The following is a 21,918-nucleotide window of genomic DNA, read 5'->3' on the forward strand; positions in this document are numbered from 1 at the left end:
GGGAATGAACGCTGCCGAATTCACGCTCGAGGCTCTCGAAACGCCCGCGCTCACCAAGGCGCATCTGGCCGACCTGCTGTTCGAGCAGATCGGCCTGAACAAGCGTGAGTCCAAGGACATGGTCGAGGCGTTCTTCGAACTCGTGGCCAACAGCCTCATCGAGGGCACGGACGTGAAGATCTCGGGCTTCGGCAACTTCCAGATCCGCGTGAAGGCGCCTCGGCCGGGCCGCAATCCGCGCACCGGCGAGGCGATTCCGATCGGCGAGCGCCGCGTGGCCACGTTCCACGCGAGCGCCAAGCTCAAGGAACAGATTCACGGAAGCATCGACCAGAACGGCGCAGCCGAAGTCGAGTGGAGCTTGGGCGCGGAATAGTGCTTGGTGCTGTGCGCCCGGGTGGAGTAATCTCTAAGGTTTCCCGCGCACAGTCTTGATTTCAATGGAGAAAACGCTCCCACCGATTCCCGTCAAACGCTACTTCACCATCGGTGAGGTCGGCGAGTTGTGTGGCGTCAAGCCGCACGTGCTGCGCTATTGGGAGCAGGAGTTCACGCAGCTGCGGCCGATGAAGCGGCGCGGCAACCGCCGCTACTACCAGCACCACGAGGTGCTGATGATCCGCCGCATCCGCGATCTGCTCTACGACCAGGGCTTCACGATCAGCGGAGCGCGCAACAAGCTGCAGGAACTCGTGCAGGGCGAGCGCGACCGTCGCAAGGCAGGAGAGGTGCCGCTTGAAGGCGTGGAGGCCATCGAGATCGATCAGGAAGAATTCGACGCCGCGGTGGTGCAGGAGTCCGCTGCACCCGCTGCTGCGCAGACGGTCGATCTGTCGCAGTTGTTGCACCTGCGGCGCGAACTCTTTGAAATTCGTGAGCTGTTGACCATCGGACGCTGAATTTCAACCGCTATAATCGAGAGCTTCGGTGTGTGGCGCAGCCTGGTAGCGCACTTGCATGGGGTGCAAGGGGTCGAAGGTTCGAATCCTTTCACACCGACCAATGAAATCAAGGGTTAGCAGCGTAGTGGCTGCTAACCCTTTTGCGTTTCTGGGCCTTGATGGGTACACCAGTGGGTACGGGGGTGCGGACGAAAACTTGGACTACCTGGAGATAGTTCATGTATTCATACGAAGACCGTATCCGAGCGGTCACGCTCTACATCAAGCTGGGCAAGCGCACCGGGGCGACTATCCGCCAGTTGGGCTATCCGACGAAGAACTCTTTGAGGAGCTGGCATGAGGAGTACGAGCGGCGCCTGGACCTGTCGTCCGGCTACGTGCGCTCGAAGCCGAAGTATTCTCAAATTCAGAAGGAGCAGGCTGTCAAACACTACGCCGAGCACGGGCGCTGCATTGCCTCCGCGGTCAAGGCGTTGGGCTATCCGTGCCGCGATTTGCTGCGTGCCTGGATTCATGAACTGGACCCCGGCTCCTGCCAGCGCGTTGTCGGCAGGGCCGTCAGTGCACCTCGGCCGCCGCAACTGAAGAAGCTGGCGGTCCTCGAACTGTGCACTCGTGAGGGAAGTGCGCAAGTGGTTGCTCAGAAGCTTGGCGTGAGCAGGCCGACGTTGTACAACTGGAAGAACCAGCTTCTGGGACGTGAGGCACCCGCATCCATGAAACACACCAATCAGTCCCCGCGGGCTCAAGAGCGCGACGAGCTCGAGCGCGAGGTTGATGCGTTGCGCCGCGAAGTCAGGCAACTGCGCCTTGAGCAGGACCTCTTGAATAAGGCCAATGAACTGTTAAAAAAAGGCCTGGGCGTCGATCTGCAGCTCCTGTCCAACCGGGAGAAGACACTGCTGATTGACGCCCTCAAGGAGCATTACGGCTTGCCAGAACTCCTTGCACAGTTGGGCCTGGCACGTAGCTCGTACTTCTACCATCGGGCCCGCGCAGTGGTGGGCGACAAGTACCTCCAAGTGCGGCAGTCCATCACCGAGATCTTTGAGTCGAACCACCGTTGCTACGGCTACCGCAGGCTGCAGGCCTCGCTGACCAGGCAAGACGTCACCATCTCCGAGAAGGTGGTGCAGCGCCTGATGAAGCAAGAGAGCCTGATCGTGGCCAAGCCCAAGCGGCGCCGGTATGCGTCCTACCTTGGCGAGATCAGCCCCGCGCCCGAGAACATCATCAACCGAGACTTCCAGGCAGGGGCACCGAACGAGAAGTGGCTCACGGACATCACGGAGTTCCAGATCCCGGCTGGCAAGGTGTACTTGTCGCCGATCATCGACTGCTTCGACGGGATGGTAGTGAGCTGGACCATTGGCACGAGCCCGGATGCTGAGTTGGTCAACACCATGCTGGATGCAGCCATCGAGACGGTGATGGACACCGCCGACCGGCCTGTGGTCCACTCCGACCGCGGCGGACACTACCGCTGGCCAGGCTGGCTATCGAGAATGAGCGATGCCAACCTCATCCGCTCGATGTCCCGCAAGGCCTGTTCTCCGGACAATGCGGCTTGCGAAGGCTTCTTCGGTCGCCTCAAGAACGAACTGTTCTATCCTCGGGATTGGATGGGCACGACCATCGAGCAGTTCATTGAAGTGGTCGGCTCGTACATCCGCTGGTACAACGAGAAGCGGATCAAGATCTCCCTGGGGGCCCTCAGCCCAATCGAATACAGGGTGAGCCTTGGACTTGCGGCATAAAACCAGTCCAAGTTTTTATCCGCACCCCCAGCTGGTCAAGATTGCACTGGCACTAACACCATACGCCCACGCTGTCGTCCGTGTTCACGCCAACTGCTTGCGTGGCATGGTCCAGGTCCCGTACCGACTGCATCTTCGAGTCGGCGCGCACCAGTGCACTCTGCTGCACGAGCATGTAGGTCTGGGAGTAAAGCACCGTGCCCTTTCGCTGCGGGTTCGGGGCGACGAATCCGATGTCGGCCGATCCGTTTCGCACGGCTTCCAGCACATCAGCTGCTGTCGCCAGAGGCGCAATGGCCGTCGGCACGCCCGCCCTGCGACCCAGTTCACGGGTGAGATCGGCCACCACGCCCGAGACGGCGCCGGTGGCGGAGTCGCGGCGCCCCTGTGCCAGGTTGGCAACGATGTAGGCAGCGCGCAGCTGCCCCGTGGGTGCCAGGGTCGGCTCAGCGGCCATGACGCCTCCAGCGAGCAGCGACAACAACAATGGGAAGGAAGTAGCCAGCCTGGTCATGCAACATCGCGCGTTCAGCGTCTCCATATTTCTTGCACGTATCTTTGCGCGCATGAACGCACGCGTCCAATTTAGAATTCGCCGGTATCGTCATCATTGCGGTGAATAACGTGCGGCTGGATCTCAATCTGGTTTCCATCCTGGAGGCCGTCATGCTCGAACGCAACGTGACGCGCGCGGCGGCCAGTCTCGCGATGACCCAGCCCGCCGTCAGCAATGCGCTTCGCCGCGCCCGGCAGCTGACCAACGACGATCTGTTCATCAAGGTAGCCAACGGTGTTCGGCCGACGGCGCGGATGATGGCGATGTGGCCCGATATTCATCGCTCGCTCGCCGTGCTGCGTGCTTCGATCGCGCCGCAGCACTTCGATCCGCGCGCGGACGCCACCACCTTTCGCATCGCAGTGACCGACAGCCTTGCATCCCAGGCGGTCTCCGGCATCACGCTGAAGCTGGGCGAAGCCTCTCCTTTCGGACGCGTCGCGTTCTCCCACCACACGAACGCCAGCTCGCTCGAAGCGATCGAACGCGGTACGCTGGACTGCGCGGTCGGGATGTTCCCGACGCTGCCTCACAGCGTCCATGTGCACAGTCTGCGCGCGGACCGCTACGTGTGCGTCATGAGGCGGGGGCATGAACTCAGCCGGGCGATGTCGCTGGATGCGTTTGCCGAAGCGCGGCACGTGCTTGTGTCGCCGTCGGGCCAGGACATGGGCATCGTCGACAGCTGGCTCAGCCTACATGGCCTCAGTCGCAGCGTGGTCGCGGTCGTCAACCGCTTTGCCGACGCACTTCGGATCGTGGCCGACAGCAATCTGCTGGTCTGCGTTCCCGGCGACCTTCTGCATGGGCCATCGCACAAGCTCATGGCCAAGAACAAGCTGGTGGCACGCGAGTTGCCGTTCGAGGTGGAGAAGCTGCTGTACAAGCTGATCTGGCACGAGCGGCTGAATGCGCATCCCGCTCATCAGTGGTTCCGCTCGCTCGTCGCGGAGGTCTGCGGCGCAACGCTGCGCCACTCTTGATCCCACCCTGGCCGGCACGCGTGCGTCACCAATGAGCGCACCCAATGAATTCATTGGCTTTCCTCGTTGGACGCAGCGCACATGAAGACCTCTAATTCGTGGACACCACGAATACAACGGAGACTCTTCATGCTTCACATCTATGGAAAGATCGCGGCCGCGGCCTGCGCCCTCTTGGTCGGATGCGGGAGCATCGGGACCTCCGCAACTGCAACCGCGTCCTCGATCGGCGGGCCGCTGAGCCTGGCGGACGAAGGCATGTTTTTCGTCAACGCAACGCCCGCCGCTTCCAAGTACCCGGGCGTGTCGCCGGCCGGTCCCGGGCGGCCGGGGACGGTGGCGGTCAACCAGATGTACGTGCACTACCGCATTCCCTCCAAGCGGACCGGCGCCATTCCCGTCGTGCTGGTGCACGGCGGCGGATTGAGTGGAATGAGCTACGAGACCACGCCTGACGGCCGCGAGGGCTGGGCAACCTACTTCGCGCGCCAGGGACATGCCGTCTACGTCGTGGACACACCCGGGCGTGGGCGCTCCGGCTTCAACGCCACGGCCATCAACGAAGCCAAGGCCGAAGGGAATGTCTCCGCGCTGCCGGCCAGTGTGCTGATGGTCACGGCCGAGCTGGCATGGCCGCTCTTCCGCTTCGGTCCGTCGCACGGGACGGCGTACCCGGACACCCAGTTTCCCGTCGAGGCCTTCGCCAGCTTCGCTTCGCAGGGCGTGCCCTTCGGGGAGGCCCTGCTCGAGGGCGGCGGCATGGGGACGGCTCCGCAGGCACTCGCGGCGCTGCTCGACAAGACCGGGCCGGCGATCGTCGTGGTGCATTCGCTGGCCGGTCCCTTTGCCGATGCACTGGTCGGGCTGCGCCCCGGCCTCGTCAAGGCGGTCGTCAACATCGAGGGTGCGCAGTCGGTCGTTCCCACCGACGCGCAGATCGCGGCCTACCGGGGCGTTCCGGTGCTGGAGCTGTTCGGCGACCATCTCGATGCGCCCGTGTTCACCGGCCGGCCGCGCTACGAGGCGCGCAAGGCCGTGGTCGAGCGGATCAACCGCCTCGAAGGCGGCAGGGCAAGCCTGGTGCGGCTTCCGGACGTGGGCCTCAAGGGCAACTCGCACATGATGATGCAGGACAGGAACAACCTGCAGGTGGCCGACTTCATCCTGGGCTGGATCGCGGACAAGGTGCGCTGAGCCGCTCTGCTTCGCCTGACTCAGGGTCACCGCGATGACGAAGCAGGACGCCCTCATGGCCGGCCTGGAGGCTCACCGTCCGCTAGCCGCCCGGCGCGCTGCCGCGGTTCTCCGCAACCACGTTGTTGCGCAGGATGCCGATGCCCTCGATCTCGATTTCAATGGTGTCGCCCACCTGGATCGGGCCGACGCCCGCGGGAGTGCCGGTCATGATCATGTCGCCCGGCAGCAGGGTCATGTAGCGGCTCAGGTACGCAATGAGCTCCGGCACCGAAAAGAGCAAGTCCGCGGTCGTCCCGTTCTGCCGCACGGCGCCGTTGACGCGCGTGATGATGCCCAGCCTCGAAGGATCCAGCCCGGTGGCGATCACCGGCCCCATCGGCGCGAAGGTGTCGTAGCCCTTGCCCGCGAGCAGGCAGCCGAACTCGCTTTCGCGGCGCTGCAGCACCCGGTCGCTCACGTCGTTGCCGCAGGTGTAGCCGAGCACATGGTCCAACGCATTGGCCGCGGAAACGTGGCGCGCCTTCTTGCCGATCACGACCGTGAGTTCGCCTTCGAAGTGGATGTTCTGCCCATCGTCGGGATAGACGATCGACTCGTCCGGACCGATCACGCTCGTGCTCGGCTTCATGAACAGCACGGGGATTTGGGGCACCGACTTGCCGACCTCCTTCGAATGCGCAACGTAGTTGTAGCCGAGGCCGAACACGCGCGGCTGTTCGACGGGCGCGAGCAGGCGCACGGCGGAGGGCGCATCGATCGCGCCGCTGCGCTTGAGGCCGACGAGCGGCGAGCTCTCCAGCCGAGCGATCGAGCCTTCGTTTTCAATGATTCCGTAGTGGACGCATTCGTCCAGCGCGTATCTCGCGATGTGCATGGTGGTTCCGATTTCTTCTGTTGTTGCCGATCTCTGATGCTAACGTTAGCTTTCAGAAGGATGGTTGTCAAGGAGGGCATCCCAAGTGGTTTTTTCTGAAATCCGTTGACAAGCAAGATGCGCGTTTGCCAGAATATGCGCAAACGTTAGCACAAACAAGGAGACAAACTTCATGATCGAATCCGCACCGCTTGCGCGGCCTGGCACAAGGAGTTCGCCATGAGCGCGACCTTGCTCGCCCAATCGGCCATCGGAGGCTTGCTGCTCGGCGGCATCTACGGGCTGCTCGCACTCGGTCTCAGCGTGAGCTGGGGTTTGCTGCGCCTGGTGAACCTGAGCCACTTCGCCCTGGCCTTCCTTGGCGCCTATCTCACCTATCAGCTCGGAACGCAGTTCGGCATCGCGCCGTGGCTGTCGGCGCTGGTCGTGGTGCCTGCGTTCTTCGTCGCCGGCATTGCCTTGCACGCGCTGTTCGTGCGCTTCCAGGTCAGCGAGTTCGCGTCGATGCTGGTCACCTTCGGCATCACCATCCTGATCGAGTCGCTGATCCAGTGGCTCTGGTCCGCGGACTACCGCAAGTTCGAGTCCGGCTATGCGCAAGCGTCGCTGCGGATCGGGCCGCTGTTCGTGCCGGTGCTGGAACTCGCCGCCTTCGCTTGCGCGGCGCTCCTCGCGGTCGCGGCGTGGGCCGGGCTGAACCGGACCCTGCTGGGCAAGGCGCTGCGCGCAGCTGCGCACGATGGCCCGATCGCAGCGGCCTTCGGCATCCATGCCAAGCGTCTTTCGTACTTGCTGGCCGGCCTGTGCGCCGCCTCGGCCGGCGTCGCGGGTGTGTTCATCGCGCTGACCTCGACGCTCGCGCCTTCGCAGATCGAAGCGTGGATCGGCGTCGTGTTTGCGGTGGTGATCATCGGCGGGCTCGCGCGCCCGCTCGGTGCGCTGGCGGCCGGCTGCCTGATCGGCGTTTCCGAGTCGGTGACCATGGCGGCGGTCAACCCCGCCTGGGCGCCGCTGGTGGCCTTCTCGATCCTGATCGTCCTGCTGCTGTGGAGGCCCAGATGGCTCTGATCCCACGACACGCACGCGCAGCGGCGGCGTCGGCCGTGGCCGTCCTGATCGCGCTGCCCTTTGCAGGCGTTGCCGACTTCTACCTCTCGTACCTCTACGTCATCTTCTTCTGGATTGCGCTGGCCACCAGCTGGGGCATCCTGAGCGGCTACTCGGGCTACTGGAGTTTCGGCCACGCGGCGTTCTTCGGTGCCGGCGCCTACACCACGGCCACGCTCGCCGGCAAATGGGGCGTGCCCTTCCTGCTGACCATTCCGGCTGCAGCGGGGATCGCAGCGGCGCTCGCACTCGGCATCGGGTGGGTGGTGTTTCGCATCAACACGCTGCGCGCCGAGTTCTTCGCACTGCTCACGCTCTCCGTGACCTACGTGCTGGCGGCCGTGATCTCCAATACGCCGATCGACGGCGGTGGCGGGGTCTACCTGAGCAACGTCTCGATTCCCCGGCTCGGCACCACGGTGCCGGGGGCGATCTACCTGCTGGGGCTCGTGCTGGCCCTGGCCGCCCTGGCGGTCTCGCGCAAGATCCTCCGCTCGCGCCTGGGCGCCGGCTTGCTGGCCATCCATGACGACGAGGACGTGGCAGAAGTCAAAGGCGTGCCGACCCTGCACTACAAGCTCGTCGCCTTCGCCATCTCTTCGGCGATTGCCGGTGCGGCCGGTGCGATCCAGGCGGCCTACGTGGGCTATGTCACCGTGGGCGAGACCTTCTCGATCACGGTGCCGCTGTACGTCGTGCTCATGAGCATCCTGGGTGGCGCACGCCACTGGGCAGGACCGGCCATCGGCGCGGCAATGATCACGGCGGCGCTGAGCCTCTTCGTCGGCGGCGGGCACGCCGAGCTCGGCCGTGCCGGTGTGGCGCTCGCACTCGTGGTCGTGATCCTGGTCCTGCCCGAGGGCATCGCGCCCAGCCTGTTCGGCAGCTTCGCCCGGCGCAAGAGCGCTGGCGCCGCACCCGCACCTGTCAACGCGAGCGAGCCGGGCAATGTCGTCGTGATGAAGCCGCCGGCCGTCCATGCCGCCGCCGTGCGGCCCTTGCTGACATGCCGCGCGGTCGCGAAGTCCTTCGGCGGCATTCGCGCGCTGCAGGGCGTCGACCTGCAGGTCGAGGAAGGCGAGATCCTCGCGCTCGTCGGACCGAACGGCTCCGGCAAGTCGACCCTGATCAACATGATCAGCGGGCACTTTCCGCTCAGCTCCGGCAGCATCGAGCTGCGGGGCGCTTCCATCGACGGCCTGGCGCCGCACGAGGTGGCACGCCGCGGCATCGCGCGCACCTACCAGATCCCGCGCCTCTTCGATCACCTCACGGTGCTGGAGAACGTGCGTCTGTGCGCCTTCTTCGGCGGCGCGCAGGACGCGGCCGGCGAGAGCCCTGATGCGCTGGCACTTCGCTGGCTCGCGTTCACCGGCCTCGAAGCGAAGGCGGACGTGCTGCCGCCGGCACTCAACCTGCATGAGCGCAAGTTCGTCGAACTCGCGCGCGCCCTGGCAGCGCGGCCGCGCCTCCTGTTGCTGGACGAGGTGCTGTGCGGATTGACGCCGACCGAAGTCGACCACGCCATCGCGATGATCCGCAAGATCAGGGCGGGCGGCACCACCATCGTCTTCGTCGAGCACCTGATGCGGGCGGTGGTCGCGCTTGCCGATCGCATCGCGGTGCTCGACCAGGGCACCTTGCTCGCCCTCGGGCTTCCGCGCGAAACGATGCAGGACCCGCGCGTCGTGGGCGCCTACCTGGGGACCGCCCATGCTGCTTGAAGTACGAAACCTCCACGTCTCCCATGGCGACGCGCCCGCGCTCTGGGAAGTATCGCTCGACGTTGCCGCCGGCCAGATCGTGGCCGTGGTCGGGCCCAATGGTGCGGGCAAGAGCACGCTGATCAACACCATCGCGGGCATCCTGCGTGCGCGCGAGGGCCAGATACGCATCGACGGCACGGACATCGCGAAGGTCCCGAGCCATCGCGTGTGCGAGCACGGCATCGCCATCGTTCCGGAAGGGCGGCGCCTGTTCACGCACATGACCGTGCTCGACAACCTCCAGCTCGGCAGCTGGCGCGCCGATGCGCGCGGCTCGGGCGAAGGCTCGCTCGAAAGGGTGTTCTCGCTTTTTCCGATTTTGAGCGAACGCCGCCACCAGATCGCGGGCTCGATGTCCGGCGGCCAGCAGCAGATGGTGGCCATCGGCCGCGCGCTGATGTCACGTCCTCGGCTGCTGCTGATGGACGAGCCTTCGCTCGGCCTTTCGCCGGCCGTGGTCGAGGACATGTTCCGGATCATCCGGACGATCAACGAGCGCGGCGTGGCCGTGCTGCTGGTCGAGCAGAACATCCACAAGGCCCTCGAGATGGCGCTTCACGCCTATGTCATCGAGCAAGGCCGGATCGTGGCTTCGGGAAAACCGGACACGCTGCTGGGCAACCCTCGCATCCGGGAGGCTTATCTTGGCGTCTGATTTCTCATCGGGCGAGGGCGCACCGCTCGCCATCCGCCGCGTCGTCACCGGCCACGACAGGACGGGCGCGTCCGAAGTGGCGCTCGACACCCGCGTGCCGCGTTCCCACGCCTTCCAGCACATTCCGGGCATGGTGTCGCGCCTGGTGTGGGCGAGCGCGCCGGTGCCCGCTCTGCCTTTCGATGGCATGGATCCGACGCCGGTCGTTGCCGGCTTCGTTCCTGCAGCGGGTGCGACGCGCTTCCTGATCGTCACGTTTCCGCCCGACTGCGTGTTCGCGGCGCGGGACTTCGATCCCGTGGCCGCGGCCGCGGAAAACCTGGCCGTCAGCCCAGGGTTGGCCGAGTGCTTCGAGCCCGATGGCATGCACGCGACCCCGACCGTGGACTACGCCATCGTGCTCGACGGCGAGATCTGGATCGAGCTCGACGAGGGGCGCTCGACGCATCTGCAGCGCCATGACGTGGTGGTGCAGCACGGCACCCGCCACGCATGGCGCAACAAGAGCGAGCGTCCGGCGACGCTCGCCTTCGTGCTGATCGGCGCTTCGGCCGCGGCACGCAACGACACGCCATTTGACACAGGAAGCACACATGACTGACACAAGGATCACGCAACTGCACGGGCGGCGCGTGTGGGATTCACGCGGACGGCCGACGGTGGAGGCCGAGGTCACCCTGGCCTGCGGCACCGTGGCGCGCGCCATTGCGCCCGCCGGTGCCTCCACAGGCAGCGGCGAGGCGCTCGAGTTGCGCGACGGCGGCCCCCGCTTCGGCGGACTGGATGTGGCGAGGGCGCTCGGAGCGATGCGCGAGATCGCGGCTTCGATCGAAGGTCTCGATGCGCGCGACCAGGCCGCCATTGACGCACGCATGGTGGCGCTCGACGGCACGCCGAATCGCAGCCGCCTGGGCGGCAACGCGATCGTGGCCACCTCGATGGCGGTGCTGCACGCCGCGGCCGCGGCCACGGGGCAGCCTCTGTGGCGCCATCTCGCCGGCGAGCGCCCGGTGCGCATGCCGCTGCCCGAAGTGCAGATCTTCGGCGGCGGGGCGCATGCCGCGCGGCGCGTCGACGTGCAGGACTTCATGGTGATGTGCCCGGCGGCCAGCAGCTTCAGCGAAGCGCTCGAATGGACGGCGGAGATCTACCTTGCCGCCGGCGCGTTGATGAAGAAGCAAGGCAAGCTTCAAGGCGTCGCCGACGAGGGCGGCCACTGGCCGGCCTTCGATTCGAACGAACAGGCACTCGACATGCTGATGCAGGCCATCGCCGATGCGGGCCTGCGCGCGGGCGAGCAGGTCGGCATCTCGCTCGACATCGCGGCCTCCGAATTCGGCCGGGGCGGCCGCTACACGCTCGCGCTGGAAGACCGCAGCCTCGACACCGGCGAGATGATCGCGATGCTCGGCCGTTGGATCGACGCCTACCCGATCCTGTCGATCGAAGATCCGCTGGCCGAAGACGATGCGGCAGGCTTTCGCCAGTTCACCGCAGCCTACGGCGGCCGCTGCCAGGTCATCGGCGACGATTTTCTGGTGACGAACGCGGCGCGCGTGGAGGCTTCCGCCGCCGATGGCTGCACAACCGCGGTGCTCATCAAGCCCAACCAGGCCGGCACCGTCAGCGAGACGCATGCGGCGCTGGTGGCCGGCAAGCAGGCGGGCTTTGGAACCATCGTTTCGGCGCGCTCGGGCGAGACCGAGGACGTGACCATCGCGCATCTGGCCGTCGGCTGGGACGCGGGCCAGCTCAAGGTGGGTTCGTTCTCCCGCTCGGAGCGCATGGCGAAGTGGAACGAGGTCCTTCGCATCGAAGAGTCGCTCGGCCGCGACGCCCTGTTCAGCGGGTGGTCAGCGTTGCCGTTTCGAAATCGCGCGCAATGACACCGCGCGCCACATCCCACAAAGGAAGCCATCTCCAATGAACACGATCAGGCTGGCAGGCATTTCCGGAAGCCTGCGAAAAGCATCCAGCAACACGGCCATTCTCCGCACGCTCCAGGCATCGCTGCCTGCGGGCGTGGAGATGGCGCTGCTGCCGCTCGACGGCATTCCCTCGTACAACCAGGACCTCGACGGCCCGGATCTTCCCGATGCCGTGCGGGCGTTCAAGGCGACCATCGATTCGAGCGACGGCGTCGTGCTGTGCTCGCCCGAATACAACTTTGGCATGCCCGGCGTCCTGAAGAACGCACTCGACTGGGCATCGCGGCCGGCGTTCGCTTCCCCGCTGAAGGGCAAGCCGGTGCTGTTGATGACCAGCTCGCCGGCATTCACCGGTGGCGTGCGCGCGCAAGCCCAGTTGCGCGACACGCTCGGCGGCACCTTGTCGCGCGTGATCTCCAGGCCCCAGGTCGTCATCGCGGGTGTCAACGCAAAGATTGAAGACGGGCGCCTGGCAGACGCCACGAGCCTGGCCTTCGCGCTCGAAGCCATCAATGACCTGATCGCCGAGATCGGCTTGCTTCGCGCGGCCCGAACTTCGGTGGCGCAGCCAGCCTAGAGCTGAGCGGCAAGTCTTTTCCCTCTCAATTCAACCCTCCGCGAGGTTCCTCATGCTGCCCGCCGTCAATCTTCGTCCGCCGTTCAACATCACGCGTGCCAGCCACGTCGTGCTCCATGTCGCCGATCTCGCAAGGAGCCGCGACTTCTACGTCAACATCGTCGGGCTCGTCATCTCGGAGGAAGGCGAAGGCGTCTGCTACCTGCGCGGCCTGGCCGAGGCCTGCCATCACAGCCTGGTGCTGGTTCAGTCGCAGGGCGGCGAACAGACCTGCAAGCGGATCGGCTTTCGCGTTTTCTTCGAGGAAGACCTCGACAGCGCCTACGCGTTCTTCAAGTCCGAAGGGCTCGCGGCCGAATGGGTCGATGTTCCGCATCAAGGGCGCACGCTCCACGTGGAGGACCCGATCGGCACAAAGATCGAACTCTGCGCGCAGATGGAGACGCTGCCGCGCATGTACCTGAAGTTCGAGAGCTTCACCGGCGCCCATGCGCAGCGCCTCGACCACTACCAGCTGCTGGCACCGGACACCTACGCACTGTGCGAGTTCTACAGCCGGCTGGGCTTTCGCAACTCCGAGTACATCGCCCATGGCGACAAGCTGCTGGGTGCGTTCATGTACCGCAAGGGCACCTGCCTGGACCTGGCGATCGTGCAGGGCCAGGGCCCCCGCCTGCACCACTTCGCCTACACCGTCTCGGAGTCGCACAACATCTTCACCGCTTGCGACCTGGCGGGCAACCATGGCTACGCCGCATCGGTGGAGCGCGGCCCCGGCCGCCACGGGCCGGGCGGGATGCTGTTCGTCTATCTGCGCGACCCCGATGGTCATCGCGTGGAGCTGTTCAACAGCCACTACCAGACGATCGACATCGAGATCGAACCCGTCCGGTGGGAGGCGGCCTCGCTGAGCACCAATGTGCGCTGGGGGATTCCCGCCCCCGCGCGCTGGTACTTCGAGGCCACCGCCTTCGCCGGGGCCGCGCTCATCGAGCCGGCCGAGAAACCCAATCCCCAAACGCTGGAGAGCTACGCGCTGGCGCTCTCCATGCAGAAATAAAGACGAGAAAGGTCACTGCCATGGCACGAGTCAGATATCTCCAACGTTCGGACACCGACGCCGACCCAGCCCTGTTCGACAGGCTGGAACGCGAACGCAAGGTGCCCACCGCCAACATCTTCCGGGCGCTGGCGAACGCGCCGGGGGCGCTGGACGGTTTCATTTCCTACGCCAACACATTGCGCGGCTCCCAGCTGAGCCCCAAGCTTCGCGAACTGGCGATCCTCACCGTGGGCCATTGCACCGGGTCGGCGTACGAGATCGCGCATCACCAGTCGCATGGGCTCAAGGCGGGCGTCAGCGCGGAGCAGCTCAAGGCCGTGCCCGACTTCGAAGGCTCTGCGCTCTTCGACGACGAGGAGCGCGCCGTTATGGCGCTGGCGCGCGAGTCGACGCTGAAGGTCGACGTGAGCGAACCCACGTGGCGCAAGGCCGCCGCCTTCCTGTCGGAGCGCGAGCTGGTCGAACTGGTGCTCACGATCGGTTGGTACAACTCCGGCGTTCGCATCATGGGTGCTCTGGCCATCGAGCTCGAGGACGGATACCGCTGACAACAGCCGCCGCACGCCCGGCCGGCGCCGTCCAGCCGGTCATCTGAAATTCCAGGAGACAACGATGAGCATCACCAGATTTCAACGACAGCGCCGAACCCTTCTTGCCGCGGCCGGCACGCTGATGCTGGCCTACGGGCTGCCTGCGCGCGCGCAGGGTGGAGGCGGCGCAGAGCCGATTCGGGTGGGCGGCACGCTGCCGCTCACCGGACCCCTGGCGCCGGTGGGCGCCATCCACAAGGTTGCGGCCGAGGTCTTCGTCGATGCGCTGAACAAGCGCGGTGGACTGCTGGGCCGCAAGGTGGAGCTCACGCTGCTGGACGACCAGTCGCAGCCGGGCAACGCGCGCACCTTGTACGAACGCCTCATCACGCGGGAAAAGCTCGACCTGCTGATGGGACCGTATGGCACCAGCTCGATCATCGCGGCGATGGGCGTGGCGCAGCGCTTCAACAAGCTGTTCATCCAGAGCAGCCTCGGCGACCCGAGCCTGGCGCCCTACGAGATGCAGTTTCCGGCACTCCCGCTGGGGCCGGAGCCGCGTCTGGCCGATACCGAGGTGCTGCTCGATGCCTACGCGAGCACCGCCACGCCGCCGAAGACCATCGCCTTCGTCACCAGCAAGTTTCCCTCGGCGCTCGACCTGGCCAAGGGCGGGCAGGAGATCGCGGCCAAGCGGGGCCTGAAGACCGTGCTGTCGCTCGAGTACGAATTTGGTACGCGCGACTTCGGCGGCATTGCCGCGCGCATCAAGGATGCCGCGCCGGACCTGCTGTGGTCCGGCGCGGTCGGCCTGGAGGCGGCGCAGCTGCTCGATGCCATGAAGCGCATCGACTACCAGCCCGCGCGCCAGTTCCATCTGTTTCCCGCGCCGGGGCCGACCGTGTCGAACCCGCAGGCAAGCGGCCTGACCACGCTCACGTGGTTCGAAGACCATGCGCCCTTCACGCAGAACGCCGGCGCGGCCGAGTTCGTTGCCGCCTACAACGAGCGCGTGAAGGCCGCGGGCCTCTCGTGGCCGCACGTCGACTACCAGGCCGCGGCGGAATTCGCGGCCTGGCAGATCCTGGAAGCCGCGGCTAAGGGCGTCGGCCGCCTCGACGACAAGGCCATGGCCGCATGGCTGCGCGCCAATCCGGTCGACACCGTGCTGGGGACGCGCCGCTTCGACGGCAAGTTCAACAGCGGCGCCGCCGACACCAAGATCAAGCAGGCCCAGAACGGCAAGTGGGTCACCGTGTGGCCGCCGAAGTTTCGTCCGTCGGGTGGGGCATTCGTCGCCCCTTAAGTTTTTCAAGAAGAGGTTTTCATGAGCAGAACAATGACCGCAGCCCGGCTGCACGCGCTCGGCACGCCGATGTCGCTCGACACGATCCCGGTTCCCAAGCCACGCCCCAGCGACCTGCTGGTGAAGGTGATGGCATGCGGCATCGTGCCCAACATGGCCAACGTCATCAACAACTGGCCGACCTGGTTTCCGCACCAGCCCTTGCCGCGTTTTCCGGCCATCTTCGGGCTGGATGCCGTGGGCGTCGTCGAGGAGGTCGGCGAGGCCGTGATCAATGCCAAGCCGGGCGACCGCGTCTATGTGAGCCCGCTGCGTTCCTGCGGCTCCTGCAGGGCGTGCCGCGCGGGCCAGCGCAGCCATTGCCGCTACTTCACGCTCAACGGCTACTTCAGCACGAGCCGCGATGGCCAGCGCATCTTCGACCTGTATCCGTACGGCGGCTTCAGCCAATACATGACGGCGCCGGAGTACGCGATCGTCAACCTGCCGGACAACCTGAGCTTCGAGCAGGCGGGGCGTTTCGGCTATCTGGGCACGTCCTATGGCGCCCTGAAGAATGCCGGCGCCGGCCCCGGCCAGGTCGCGCTCATCGACGGCATCACGGGCACGCTGGGTGTCGCGGCCACGATGCTCGGCCTAGCCATGGGCCTGTCGCAGATCCTGGGTACCGGGCGCGACGAACGGCTGCTCGCCAGGATCAAGGCGCTGGCGCCCGACCGCATCCAGGTGATGCGGCTTGGCGAGGGCTCCACCGGCGAATGGGCCAAGTCGCTCACGGCCGGGGAGGGCGCCGACTTCGCCATCAGCGCACTGGGCGCGAAGGCGCCCGCGGCCACCATGCTCGACTCGATGAGGGGCGTGCGCCGCGGCGGCAAGGTGGTCAACGTGGGCGGCGTGGCGGAAGACCTGCCGATCGACGTGAAGTGGCTGATGGACGAGCAGATCCAGCTGATCGGATCGAACTGGTTCACGACGGCGCAGGGCCAGGAGATGGCGGAGATGGTTCGCACCGGCACGCTCGACCTGTCGTACCTGGAACATCGCGCCTTCCCGCTTTCGCGCGTGAACGAGGCGATCTCCGGCCTGAAGGACCGCGACGGCGGCTTCAGCAACTACGTCGTGCTGCCCCAGGCCGTGGACGCGGCGTGAACGGCACGGAATCCATGCTCGGCGCTTTCCTGGTGTCGCAGGGATTGGCCAGTGCGCAGGAGCCGGCACATTGGCATCCGCTCGCGGGGGGCGTGTCCTCCGATATCTGGCGCGTCGATCTCCCGGGCCGGTCGATGTGCATCAAGCGTGCGCTGGCCAGGCTCAAGGTGTCCGCGGATTGGCAAGCTCCGGTGTCGCGCAACGCCTATGAGTGGGCATGGCTGCAGTTCGCGGCATGCCACGCGCCCGACCATGCGCCGCGCCCGCTCGCCCATGATCCCGAGGCAGGGCTCTTCGCCATGTCCTTCCTCGCGCCCGAGGAGCATCCGGTGTGGAAAGAGCGGCTGATGGCCGGCGAGGTCTCGGCGCACACGGCGCAAGCGGTCGGTCGCGTCCTCGGCGAGTTGCACGCGGCCAGCGTGGGAAGGGCCGAACTCGCCGCCGCATTCGACACCACGGACAACTTCCGGGCGCTGCGTCTCGAACCCTACTTCGCCGCCACGGCGCAGCGCCATCCGGTGTTGGGCGCTGCGTTGATGGACCTGGTGGAGCGCACAGCCGGGCTGCAGATCGCACTGGTGCACGGCGACGTGAGTCCGAAGAACATCCTGATCGGGCCCCGCGGGCCCGTGCTGCTCGACGCGGAGTGCGCGTGGTATGGAGATCCGGCCTTCGACCTGGCTTTTTGCCTGAACCATCTCCTGCTGAAGTGCCTCGCACGTCCGGACCGGCGCGAAACCCTGCTCGCGGCTTTCGCGGCGCTGGCCGATGCCTACTTCGCGCAGGCGAACTGGGAGCCGCGGGCGGAGCTGGAAGAACGCGCCGCCCGATTGCTGCCCGCGCTGCTGCTGGCCCGCATCGACGGCAAGTCGCCGGTCGAGTACGTGAATGAAGAGGCCCAACGCGATGCAGTACGCGCATTCGCCATTCCGCTGGTGCTGCGTCCCGCCGGCCAGCTCTCGTCCATCGCACGCGACTGGGGCAAGGCAGCGGTTCGCTGAACCCGGCCTGCGCCGGGCCGCAAGCCTATCGTTGCGGTCCGGCGTTGCGTGGCTGCTGTGGTGCAACGCCCTGCAGCACCCGCACCACTTCCTCGGCCGCGCGTCGGCGCAGCTCGACCAGCGACGCATCCGACGAGAACGCCACATGGGGCGTGAGCATCGCGCCGGGATGGTTCCTGAGCTCAGCGGGAACCTCGGGTTCCGACTCGAGAACGTCGAGCGCGGCACCGGACAACCGGCCGCTGCCGAGGGCCTCGATCACGGCATCCGTATCGACGACGCCGCCGCGGCTCACGTTGATGAGAAGGCCGCCGTGCGGCATCCGCGCGAGCCGCTCGCGGTTGACCAGGTGCCGCGTTGTTGCTGTCAGCGGCGCATGCACGATCACGATGTCGCTTTCAGAGAAGAGAGCGTCGAGCGCCATGCTCCGGACACCTTCGGCCTCGCCGGAAAAGTGCGGATCGTGGGCCAGCACCTGGCAGCCGAAGGCGCCAAGCTTGCGCGCCGTCGCGCGGCCGATGCGCCCGAAACCGACGATGCCGCAGGTGAGCTCGGCAAGGCGGCGCAGTCTGGCCGTGGCGGGATCCCAGCGGCCGGCGCGCACTTCGCGGTCGAAGCGGACCAGGCCGCGCGTCCATGCGAGTGCGAAGCCGACCGCGTGGTCGGACACCTCTTCCACGCAATAGTCCGGCACGTTGGTGACCCAGATGCCCCGTGCGCTTGCGGCATCGACCGCGATGTTGTCGAGCCCCACGCCAAGGCGGGCGACGATCTGGAGTCCGGGTGCGGCGGCGATGGCGGCCGCCGACACGGGTGCCCAGCAGGTCAGGATGGCCGACGGCTGGTGCTCGCGCGCCAGCGCCTCGATGCCGTCCGCGGCCAATGGCGTGGCCGGGCCGCTCACAAGGCGCATGCCGGCGGCTTCGATGGTGTTTCGCTCGATGCTGTCGTCGGGCCAGGCGTAGTCGGTGAGCAGGACGGTGTGGTTCATTGTGAGGTGAGGGTGAAGTGCCTAGTCGCCGAGCAGACGGGCCTGGCCGCGCTTGGCGCTGGCCGTTTCCAGCGCGCGGGTGCTGCCCCGCACCACGAGCGTGGGCGGCGAGACGGCGCTGTAGGGGGTCGCGCTTTCAGGTTTTTGCTTCAGCTGGTGGATGAACCAGAGTCCGCAGGCAGTGGCCAGCTCGGAGACCGGCAGGCTCACGGTCGTGAGTCCGGGGCCCCACCAGCGGAAGCCCAGTTCGTCGCCGAAGCCGACGACGGACAGCTGCTCGGGCACGCGCACGCCGCTGGCCAGCAGCTCCTCCAGCACGCCCTGGGTGTTCTGGACCGAACCCAGGACCACCGCCGTGGGCGGGGTGCGCAGCGCGAGCAGGCGGCGGATCGCATCGCGGCCGAAGTCCGTGGACGCGGGTGCGCCGAGTTCCTCGCGCGCATGCGTGGCCGCCTTGCTGCCGGCGAGGGCGTTGTGAAAGCCTTGCAACCGCGCGGCGCCGGTGGGCAGGTCGGTGGTGCCGCCGATGTAGGCAATGCGCTGATGGCCGAGTTCGACCAAGTGGCGGGTGGCCTGGAGCAGTGCCTGCGCGTCATCGATGCCGAACCAGTGCTCGCCCAGCGCCGCATGCCGGCGCAGCAGCTGGATGCGCGGCGTCATCTTGAGCAGCCGCACCGACTCCGGATGCGGCCGAGCGGTCGGCACGATGATGATGCCGGCCACGTTGACGCTGGTGAGCTCGCGGATATGGCGCAGCTCGACCAGGCGGTCGTCGTCCGTCTCGGACAGCGTGAGTTGCAGGTCCGCGCTCTCCAGGCATTTGGACAGCGCATGCGCGATGGTCGAGTAGAAGCTGTTGCGGATGTCCGGAACGACCAGGCCCACGAGGTTGCTGGAGGCTCCGCGCATCATTCGCGCCGCGCGGTTGGCCACATAGCCGAGCTCGTTCGCGACTTCGGCCACCTTTTGCTTCATGGCGGTGCTGATGCGCGGGTCGTCGGAGAGGGCCCGGCCCACGGTGGAAGCGGAGACCTCGAGGCGCCGGGCAATGTCTTTGATCGTGACCATGTGCGAACTATATGCGCGAGCAGTGCGCGAATTGCACTAACGATAGCACTTAAAGACCAAGAAATCAATCATATAGGCGTTGACTCTCAGGCTGAATGCTCTCTAGAATTTATGCTAACGATAGCATAACAGAGACACGATGCATTTCAGCGCCGGATCGGACTGATCCACCTTCCGGTTACCTCGCCTGGATCGCACCAAAAAACTGGAGACAACGTGAACCCCAACCCCCATGTACGCCATCGCGGCGAATTGAAAAGCGCCTTGCTCGGCCTGCTCGCCCTTGGCTCGGCCGGCGCCGCATGCGCCCAGTCGTCCGTGACCATCTTCGGCGTCGTCGACGCGTCGATCAGCCACTACGCGACCAAGTCGGAGGACCGGAATTCCGCGACACCGGCATCGCCGTTCTACGTCAACCAGGGCTCCCGCACCGTGAGCCGGACCGCGCTCGCGAACTCGGCCTACAACAACAGCCGCCTGGGCTTCCGGGGCACCGAGGACCTTGGCGGCGGGCTCGCAGCGGGCTTCTGGCTCGAAAGCCCCATCACCAACGACGACGGCGCAACCGGGCTTGCGAACTTCAGCCGGCGTGCCACGGTGAGCCTCATGGGTGGCTTCGGCGAGATCCGCCTCGGGCGCGACTTCACGCCCACCTTCTGGAACGACACCGTGTTCGATCCCTTTGCCGCAGTGGGCGTCGGGGCGAACCTGATCTCCGCGGCCAGCCTTTTCAATCCCACGGGCGGTGCCGGCGGTTTTGGCGGCAATGCCAACTACCTGCGCGCCAGCAACTCGATCGGCTACTTCCTGCCTCCCAATCTGGGCGGGTTCTATGGCCAGTTCATGTACGCGCTGCATGAGAACAACAGCTACGACCCGGGAACCGCCACGCCGCCGGGCGTGAATCCGCTCACCGGCCAGGTGAACGCTGGCGCGGTCGCAAGCAGCCGCGCCGGCCGCTACGTGGGAGGCCGCGTCGGCTATCTCAACGGCCCCTTGGACATCGCGCTCGCCTATGGCAGCAGCACGGCGGGCGACGACTATTTCGCGGGCACGACCGACAACGTGAAGACGGTCAACCTGGGCGCTTCGTACGACTTCGGCGTCGTCAAGTTGTTCGGCGAACTGTCCCGCGTGAGCAAGACGCGCGACTACGCCGCCGCGCCGTTATTGCCTTTGCCCGATACCAACCTCAAGGGCTACCTGATCGGCGCGACCGCCCCCGTGGGCCCAGGCCTCATTCGCGCCGCCTATTCACGCGTCAGCTACGACACGGATGCGGCGCCCACGGCCTTGGTGCCGGTGCCTGACCCCAAAGCCGGCAAGCTCAGCCTCAGCTACGTGCACAACCTGTCCAAGCGCACCGCGCTGTATGCCACGGTCGCGCGCATCAGCAACAAGAATGGCGCGGCATTGACGGTGGGCGGTCCGGCGTTCATCGCCACGGGTGTGTTTGCACCGCGAACATCGACCGGATACGACCTGGGTATCCGCCACGCGTTCTAGGTCAGCTTGCGCCGGCGCGGCCTGGCCGGCGCGAGTTGCTGTGCTCCGGGCGCCGCAACGATGAAGTCGACGAAGCCTTGCGCCGCGTGGGAGAGCGAAACGCCAGCGCGCCGCACGAGCGAAACCTCGCGATCGATCGAAGGGTTCTCCAAGCGGCGCCAGCCGATCCGCGCGGGGTCGGCCAGCTTCACGGCATAGCCGGGAAGAACCGCGACGCCCAGCCCGGCGTCCACCATGCCGATGAGCGAGCCCGCATAGTTGGCCTCCCGTGCGGGCTTCAGCATCAACCCGGCGGCTGCGAAGCCCGCTTCGGTGAGGTCGCGGAACACGCTGCCGCGGCTCAATGCAAGCACCGGCTCCTGCGCAAGGTCCGCCCAGCTCAGTTTCTTCAATCGGCTGAACGCATGCGCGGCCGGGAACGCGGCTGCCATGGCTTCGGAGAAGAGCAGGGTGCGCTGGATGTCGGCTTCATCCGATGCGAAAGTGCCAATGCCGACGTCGGCCGCACCGCTGCGCACCAGCGGCAGCACCTGGTTGGGCAGCGTGTCCTGGAGCACGACCTCGATGCCGGGGTATTGCGCGCCGAAGGCGGCCAGGATCGGCGGAAGGTAGGTGCTGGACAGCACCAGCGGCGCCGCCACCACGACGCGCCCGCGTTCCCGCGCCACGAGTTTGTCGACGCCCGCAATGGCCGATTCGAGCTCGGCCAGGATGCGTTCCGCGCGCGGGAAGAAGTCGCTGCCCGCCGCGGTCAGAGCCACGGTACGCGTGGTGCGGTCGAACAGGCGGGTCTCGATCGCGCTTTCAAGTTCGCGCACCAGCAGGCTCAGGGCCGACTGCGTGAGGTGCATGGCCTGGGCGGCACGGGTGAAGTTGCCGAGCCGCGCGACCAGCACGAAAGCCCGGAGCTGGCGGAGAGTCACATTCATGAGCGGAGCCAATCATTCGATTGGAAAGTCTCGATTGAATCATAGCCACGCGCGTCTTCTAATCACTCCAACA

At 66.2% G+C, this 21,918-nt stretch carries 22 protein-coding genes and 1 tRNA gene; 18 read left to right on the forward strand and 5 right to left on the reverse strand.

Translation table 11 applies throughout. From position 1 onward, the window contains the following. Nucleotides 1-4 precede the first annotated feature (4 nt). The 4 genes from PMI12_RS11975 to PMI12_RS11990 all read left to right on the forward strand — a co-directional run bounded on the left by PMI12_RS11975 (nt 5) and on the right by PMI12_RS11990 (nt 2,659). Nucleotides 5-376, forward strand: a complete 372-nt coding sequence (locus tag PMI12_RS11975; RefSeq protein ID WP_042673257.1) for an integration host factor subunit alpha — start codon at nt 5-7, stop codon at nt 374-376. A gap of 64 nt (nt 377-440) precedes the next feature. Next, nucleotides 441-899 (forward strand): MerR family transcriptional regulator, encoded by a 459-nt coding sequence (locus PMI12_RS11980; protein ID WP_007832504.1) that lies wholly within the window; start codon nt 441-443, stop codon nt 897-899. A gap of 26 nt (nt 900-925) precedes the next feature. Beyond that, nucleotides 926-1,002 (forward strand) — tRNA-Pro (locus PMI12_RS11985). A 118-nt stretch (nt 1,003-1,120) separates the two neighbouring features. Further along, a complete protein-coding gene (locus tag PMI12_RS11990) occupies nt 1,121-2,659 on the forward strand; it encodes an IS3 family transposase (protein ID WP_007832506.1) in 1,539 nt (512 codons plus the stop codon). A 52-nt stretch (nt 2,660-2,711) separates the two neighbouring features. Here PMI12_RS11990 and PMI12_RS11995 read toward each other — a convergent pair whose 3' ends face one another. Continuing rightward, a complete protein-coding gene (locus tag PMI12_RS11995) occupies nt 2,712-3,116 on the reverse strand; it encodes a transporter substrate-binding domain-containing protein (RefSeq protein ID WP_007832509.1) in 405 nt (134 codons plus the stop codon). A 167-nt stretch (nt 3,117-3,283) separates the two neighbouring features. On the opposite strand from PMI12_RS11995, the gene PMI12_RS12000 reads away from it, so the two are divergent. Together PMI12_RS12000 and PMI12_RS12005 are read left to right on the forward strand one after the other, a co-directional pair. Then, nucleotides 3,284-4,198 carry a LysR family transcriptional regulator gene (locus tag PMI12_RS12000; protein ID WP_081502645.1) on the forward strand — a complete coding sequence of 305 codons (915 nt, stop codon included), beginning with the start codon at nt 3,284-3,286 and terminating at the stop codon, nt 4,196-4,198. A gap of 258 nt (nt 4,199-4,456) precedes the next feature. Continuing rightward, nucleotides 4,457-5,392, forward strand: a complete 936-nt coding sequence (locus tag PMI12_RS12005) for an alpha/beta fold hydrolase (RefSeq protein ID WP_157632183.1) — start codon at nt 4,457-4,459, stop codon at nt 5,390-5,392. Between the two features lie 82 nt (nt 5,393-5,474). Here PMI12_RS12005 and PMI12_RS12010 read toward each other — a convergent pair whose 3' ends face one another. Next, complete coding sequence (locus PMI12_RS12010) at nt 5,475-6,269, reverse strand: fumarylacetoacetate hydrolase family protein (RefSeq protein WP_007832514.1); 795 nt, start codon at nt 6,267-6,269, stop codon at nt 5,475-5,477. 219 nt (nt 6,270-6,488) lie between these two features. Here PMI12_RS12010 and PMI12_RS12015 point away from each other — a divergent pair, with 219 nt between their 5' ends. The 11 genes from PMI12_RS12015 to PMI12_RS12065 all read left to right on the forward strand — a co-directional run bounded on the left by PMI12_RS12015 (nt 6,489) and on the right by PMI12_RS12065 (nt 17,351). Beyond that, nucleotides 6,489-7,337: a branched-chain amino acid ABC transporter permease gene (locus PMI12_RS12015; RefSeq protein ID WP_007832516.1), complete on the forward strand. Its 849-nt coding sequence runs from the start codon at nt 6,489-6,491 to the stop codon at nt 7,335-7,337. Next, entirely contained in the window at nt 7,328-9,100 is a 1,773-nt protein-coding gene (locus PMI12_RS12020; RefSeq protein WP_007832520.1) for a branched-chain amino acid ABC transporter ATP-binding protein/permease, read from the forward strand. Before PMI12_RS12015 ends, PMI12_RS12020 begins: the two co-directional genes overlap by 10 nt. Then, nucleotides 9,090-9,797, forward strand: a complete 708-nt coding sequence (locus PMI12_RS12025; protein ID WP_007832531.1) for an ABC transporter ATP-binding protein — start codon at nt 9,090-9,092, stop codon at nt 9,795-9,797. Before PMI12_RS12020 ends, PMI12_RS12025 begins: the two co-directional genes overlap by 11 nt. Continuing rightward, nucleotides 9,787-10,398: a cupin domain-containing protein gene (locus PMI12_RS12030; RefSeq protein ID WP_007832532.1), complete on the forward strand. Its 612-nt coding sequence runs from the start codon at nt 9,787-9,789 to the stop codon at nt 10,396-10,398. The genes PMI12_RS12025 and PMI12_RS12030 overlap by 11 nt, the downstream gene beginning before the upstream one ends. After that, the gene (eno, locus tag PMI12_RS12035) at nt 10,391-11,683 is read left to right on the forward strand and encodes a phosphopyruvate hydratase (RefSeq protein ID WP_007832533.1); all 1,293 of its coding nucleotides are present in this window, start codon (nt 10,391-10,393) and stop codon (nt 11,681-11,683) included. Before PMI12_RS12030 ends, eno begins: the two co-directional genes overlap by 8 nt. Nucleotides 11,684-11,720: 37 nt before the next feature. Then, a complete protein-coding gene (locus PMI12_RS12040) occupies nt 11,721-12,302 on the forward strand; it encodes an NADPH-dependent FMN reductase (protein WP_007832535.1) in 582 nt (193 codons plus the stop codon). A gap of 52 nt (nt 12,303-12,354) precedes the next feature. Further along, on the forward strand, nt 12,355-13,362 hold the full coding sequence (locus PMI12_RS12045; protein ID WP_007832536.1) for a VOC family protein: 1,008 nt from the start codon (nt 12,355-12,357) through the stop codon (nt 13,360-13,362). A gap of 20 nt (nt 13,363-13,382) precedes the next feature. Then, entirely contained in the window at nt 13,383-13,913 is a 531-nt protein-coding gene (locus PMI12_RS12050) for a carboxymuconolactone decarboxylase family protein (protein WP_007832537.1), read from the forward strand. 64 nt (nt 13,914-13,977) lie between these two features. Next, a complete protein-coding gene (locus PMI12_RS12055) occupies nt 13,978-15,201 on the forward strand; it encodes an amino acid ABC transporter substrate-binding protein (RefSeq protein WP_007832538.1) in 1,224 nt (407 codons plus the stop codon). Nucleotides 15,202-15,222: 21 nt separating this feature from the next. Continuing rightward, nucleotides 15,223-16,350 (forward strand): alcohol dehydrogenase catalytic domain-containing protein, encoded by a 1,128-nt coding sequence (locus tag PMI12_RS12060; protein ID WP_007832539.1) that lies wholly within the window; start codon nt 15,223-15,225, stop codon nt 16,348-16,350. Between the two features lie 14 nt (nt 16,351-16,364). Next, entirely contained in the window at nt 16,365-17,351 is a 987-nt protein-coding gene (locus PMI12_RS12065; protein WP_042673268.1) for a phosphotransferase family protein, read from the forward strand. A 25-nt stretch (nt 17,352-17,376) separates the two neighbouring features. On the opposite strand, the gene PMI12_RS12070 is transcribed toward PMI12_RS12065, so the two are convergent. Next, entirely contained in the window at nt 17,377-18,342 is a 966-nt protein-coding gene (locus PMI12_RS12070; protein WP_007832541.1) for a C-terminal binding protein, read from the reverse strand. A 21-nt stretch (nt 18,343-18,363) separates the two neighbouring features. Then, nucleotides 18,364-19,410: a LacI family DNA-binding transcriptional regulator gene (locus PMI12_RS12075; protein WP_007832542.1), complete on the reverse strand. Its 1,047-nt coding sequence runs from the start codon at nt 19,408-19,410 to the stop codon at nt 18,364-18,366. Between the two features lie 252 nt (nt 19,411-19,662). Here PMI12_RS12075 and PMI12_RS12080 point away from each other — a divergent pair, with 252 nt between their 5' ends. Continuing rightward, the gene (locus tag PMI12_RS12080; protein WP_042673259.1) at nt 19,663-20,916 is read left to right on the forward strand and encodes a porin; all 1,254 of its coding nucleotides are present in this window, start codon (nt 19,663-19,665) and stop codon (nt 20,914-20,916) included. Here the strand turns inward: PMI12_RS12080 and PMI12_RS12085 are convergent. Next, the gene (locus PMI12_RS12085; RefSeq protein ID WP_007832545.1) at nt 20,913-21,845 is read right to left on the reverse strand and encodes a LysR family transcriptional regulator; all 933 of its coding nucleotides are present in this window, start codon (nt 21,843-21,845) and stop codon (nt 20,913-20,915) included. The two genes, PMI12_RS12080 and PMI12_RS12085, sit on opposite strands and share 4 nt — an antisense overlap. Nucleotides 21,846-21,918 lie beyond the last annotated feature (73 nt).

This window comes from Variovorax sp. CF313 (assembly GCF_000282635.1).
Lineage (GTDB): Bacteria > Pseudomonadota > Gammaproteobacteria > Burkholderiales > Burkholderiaceae_C > Variovorax.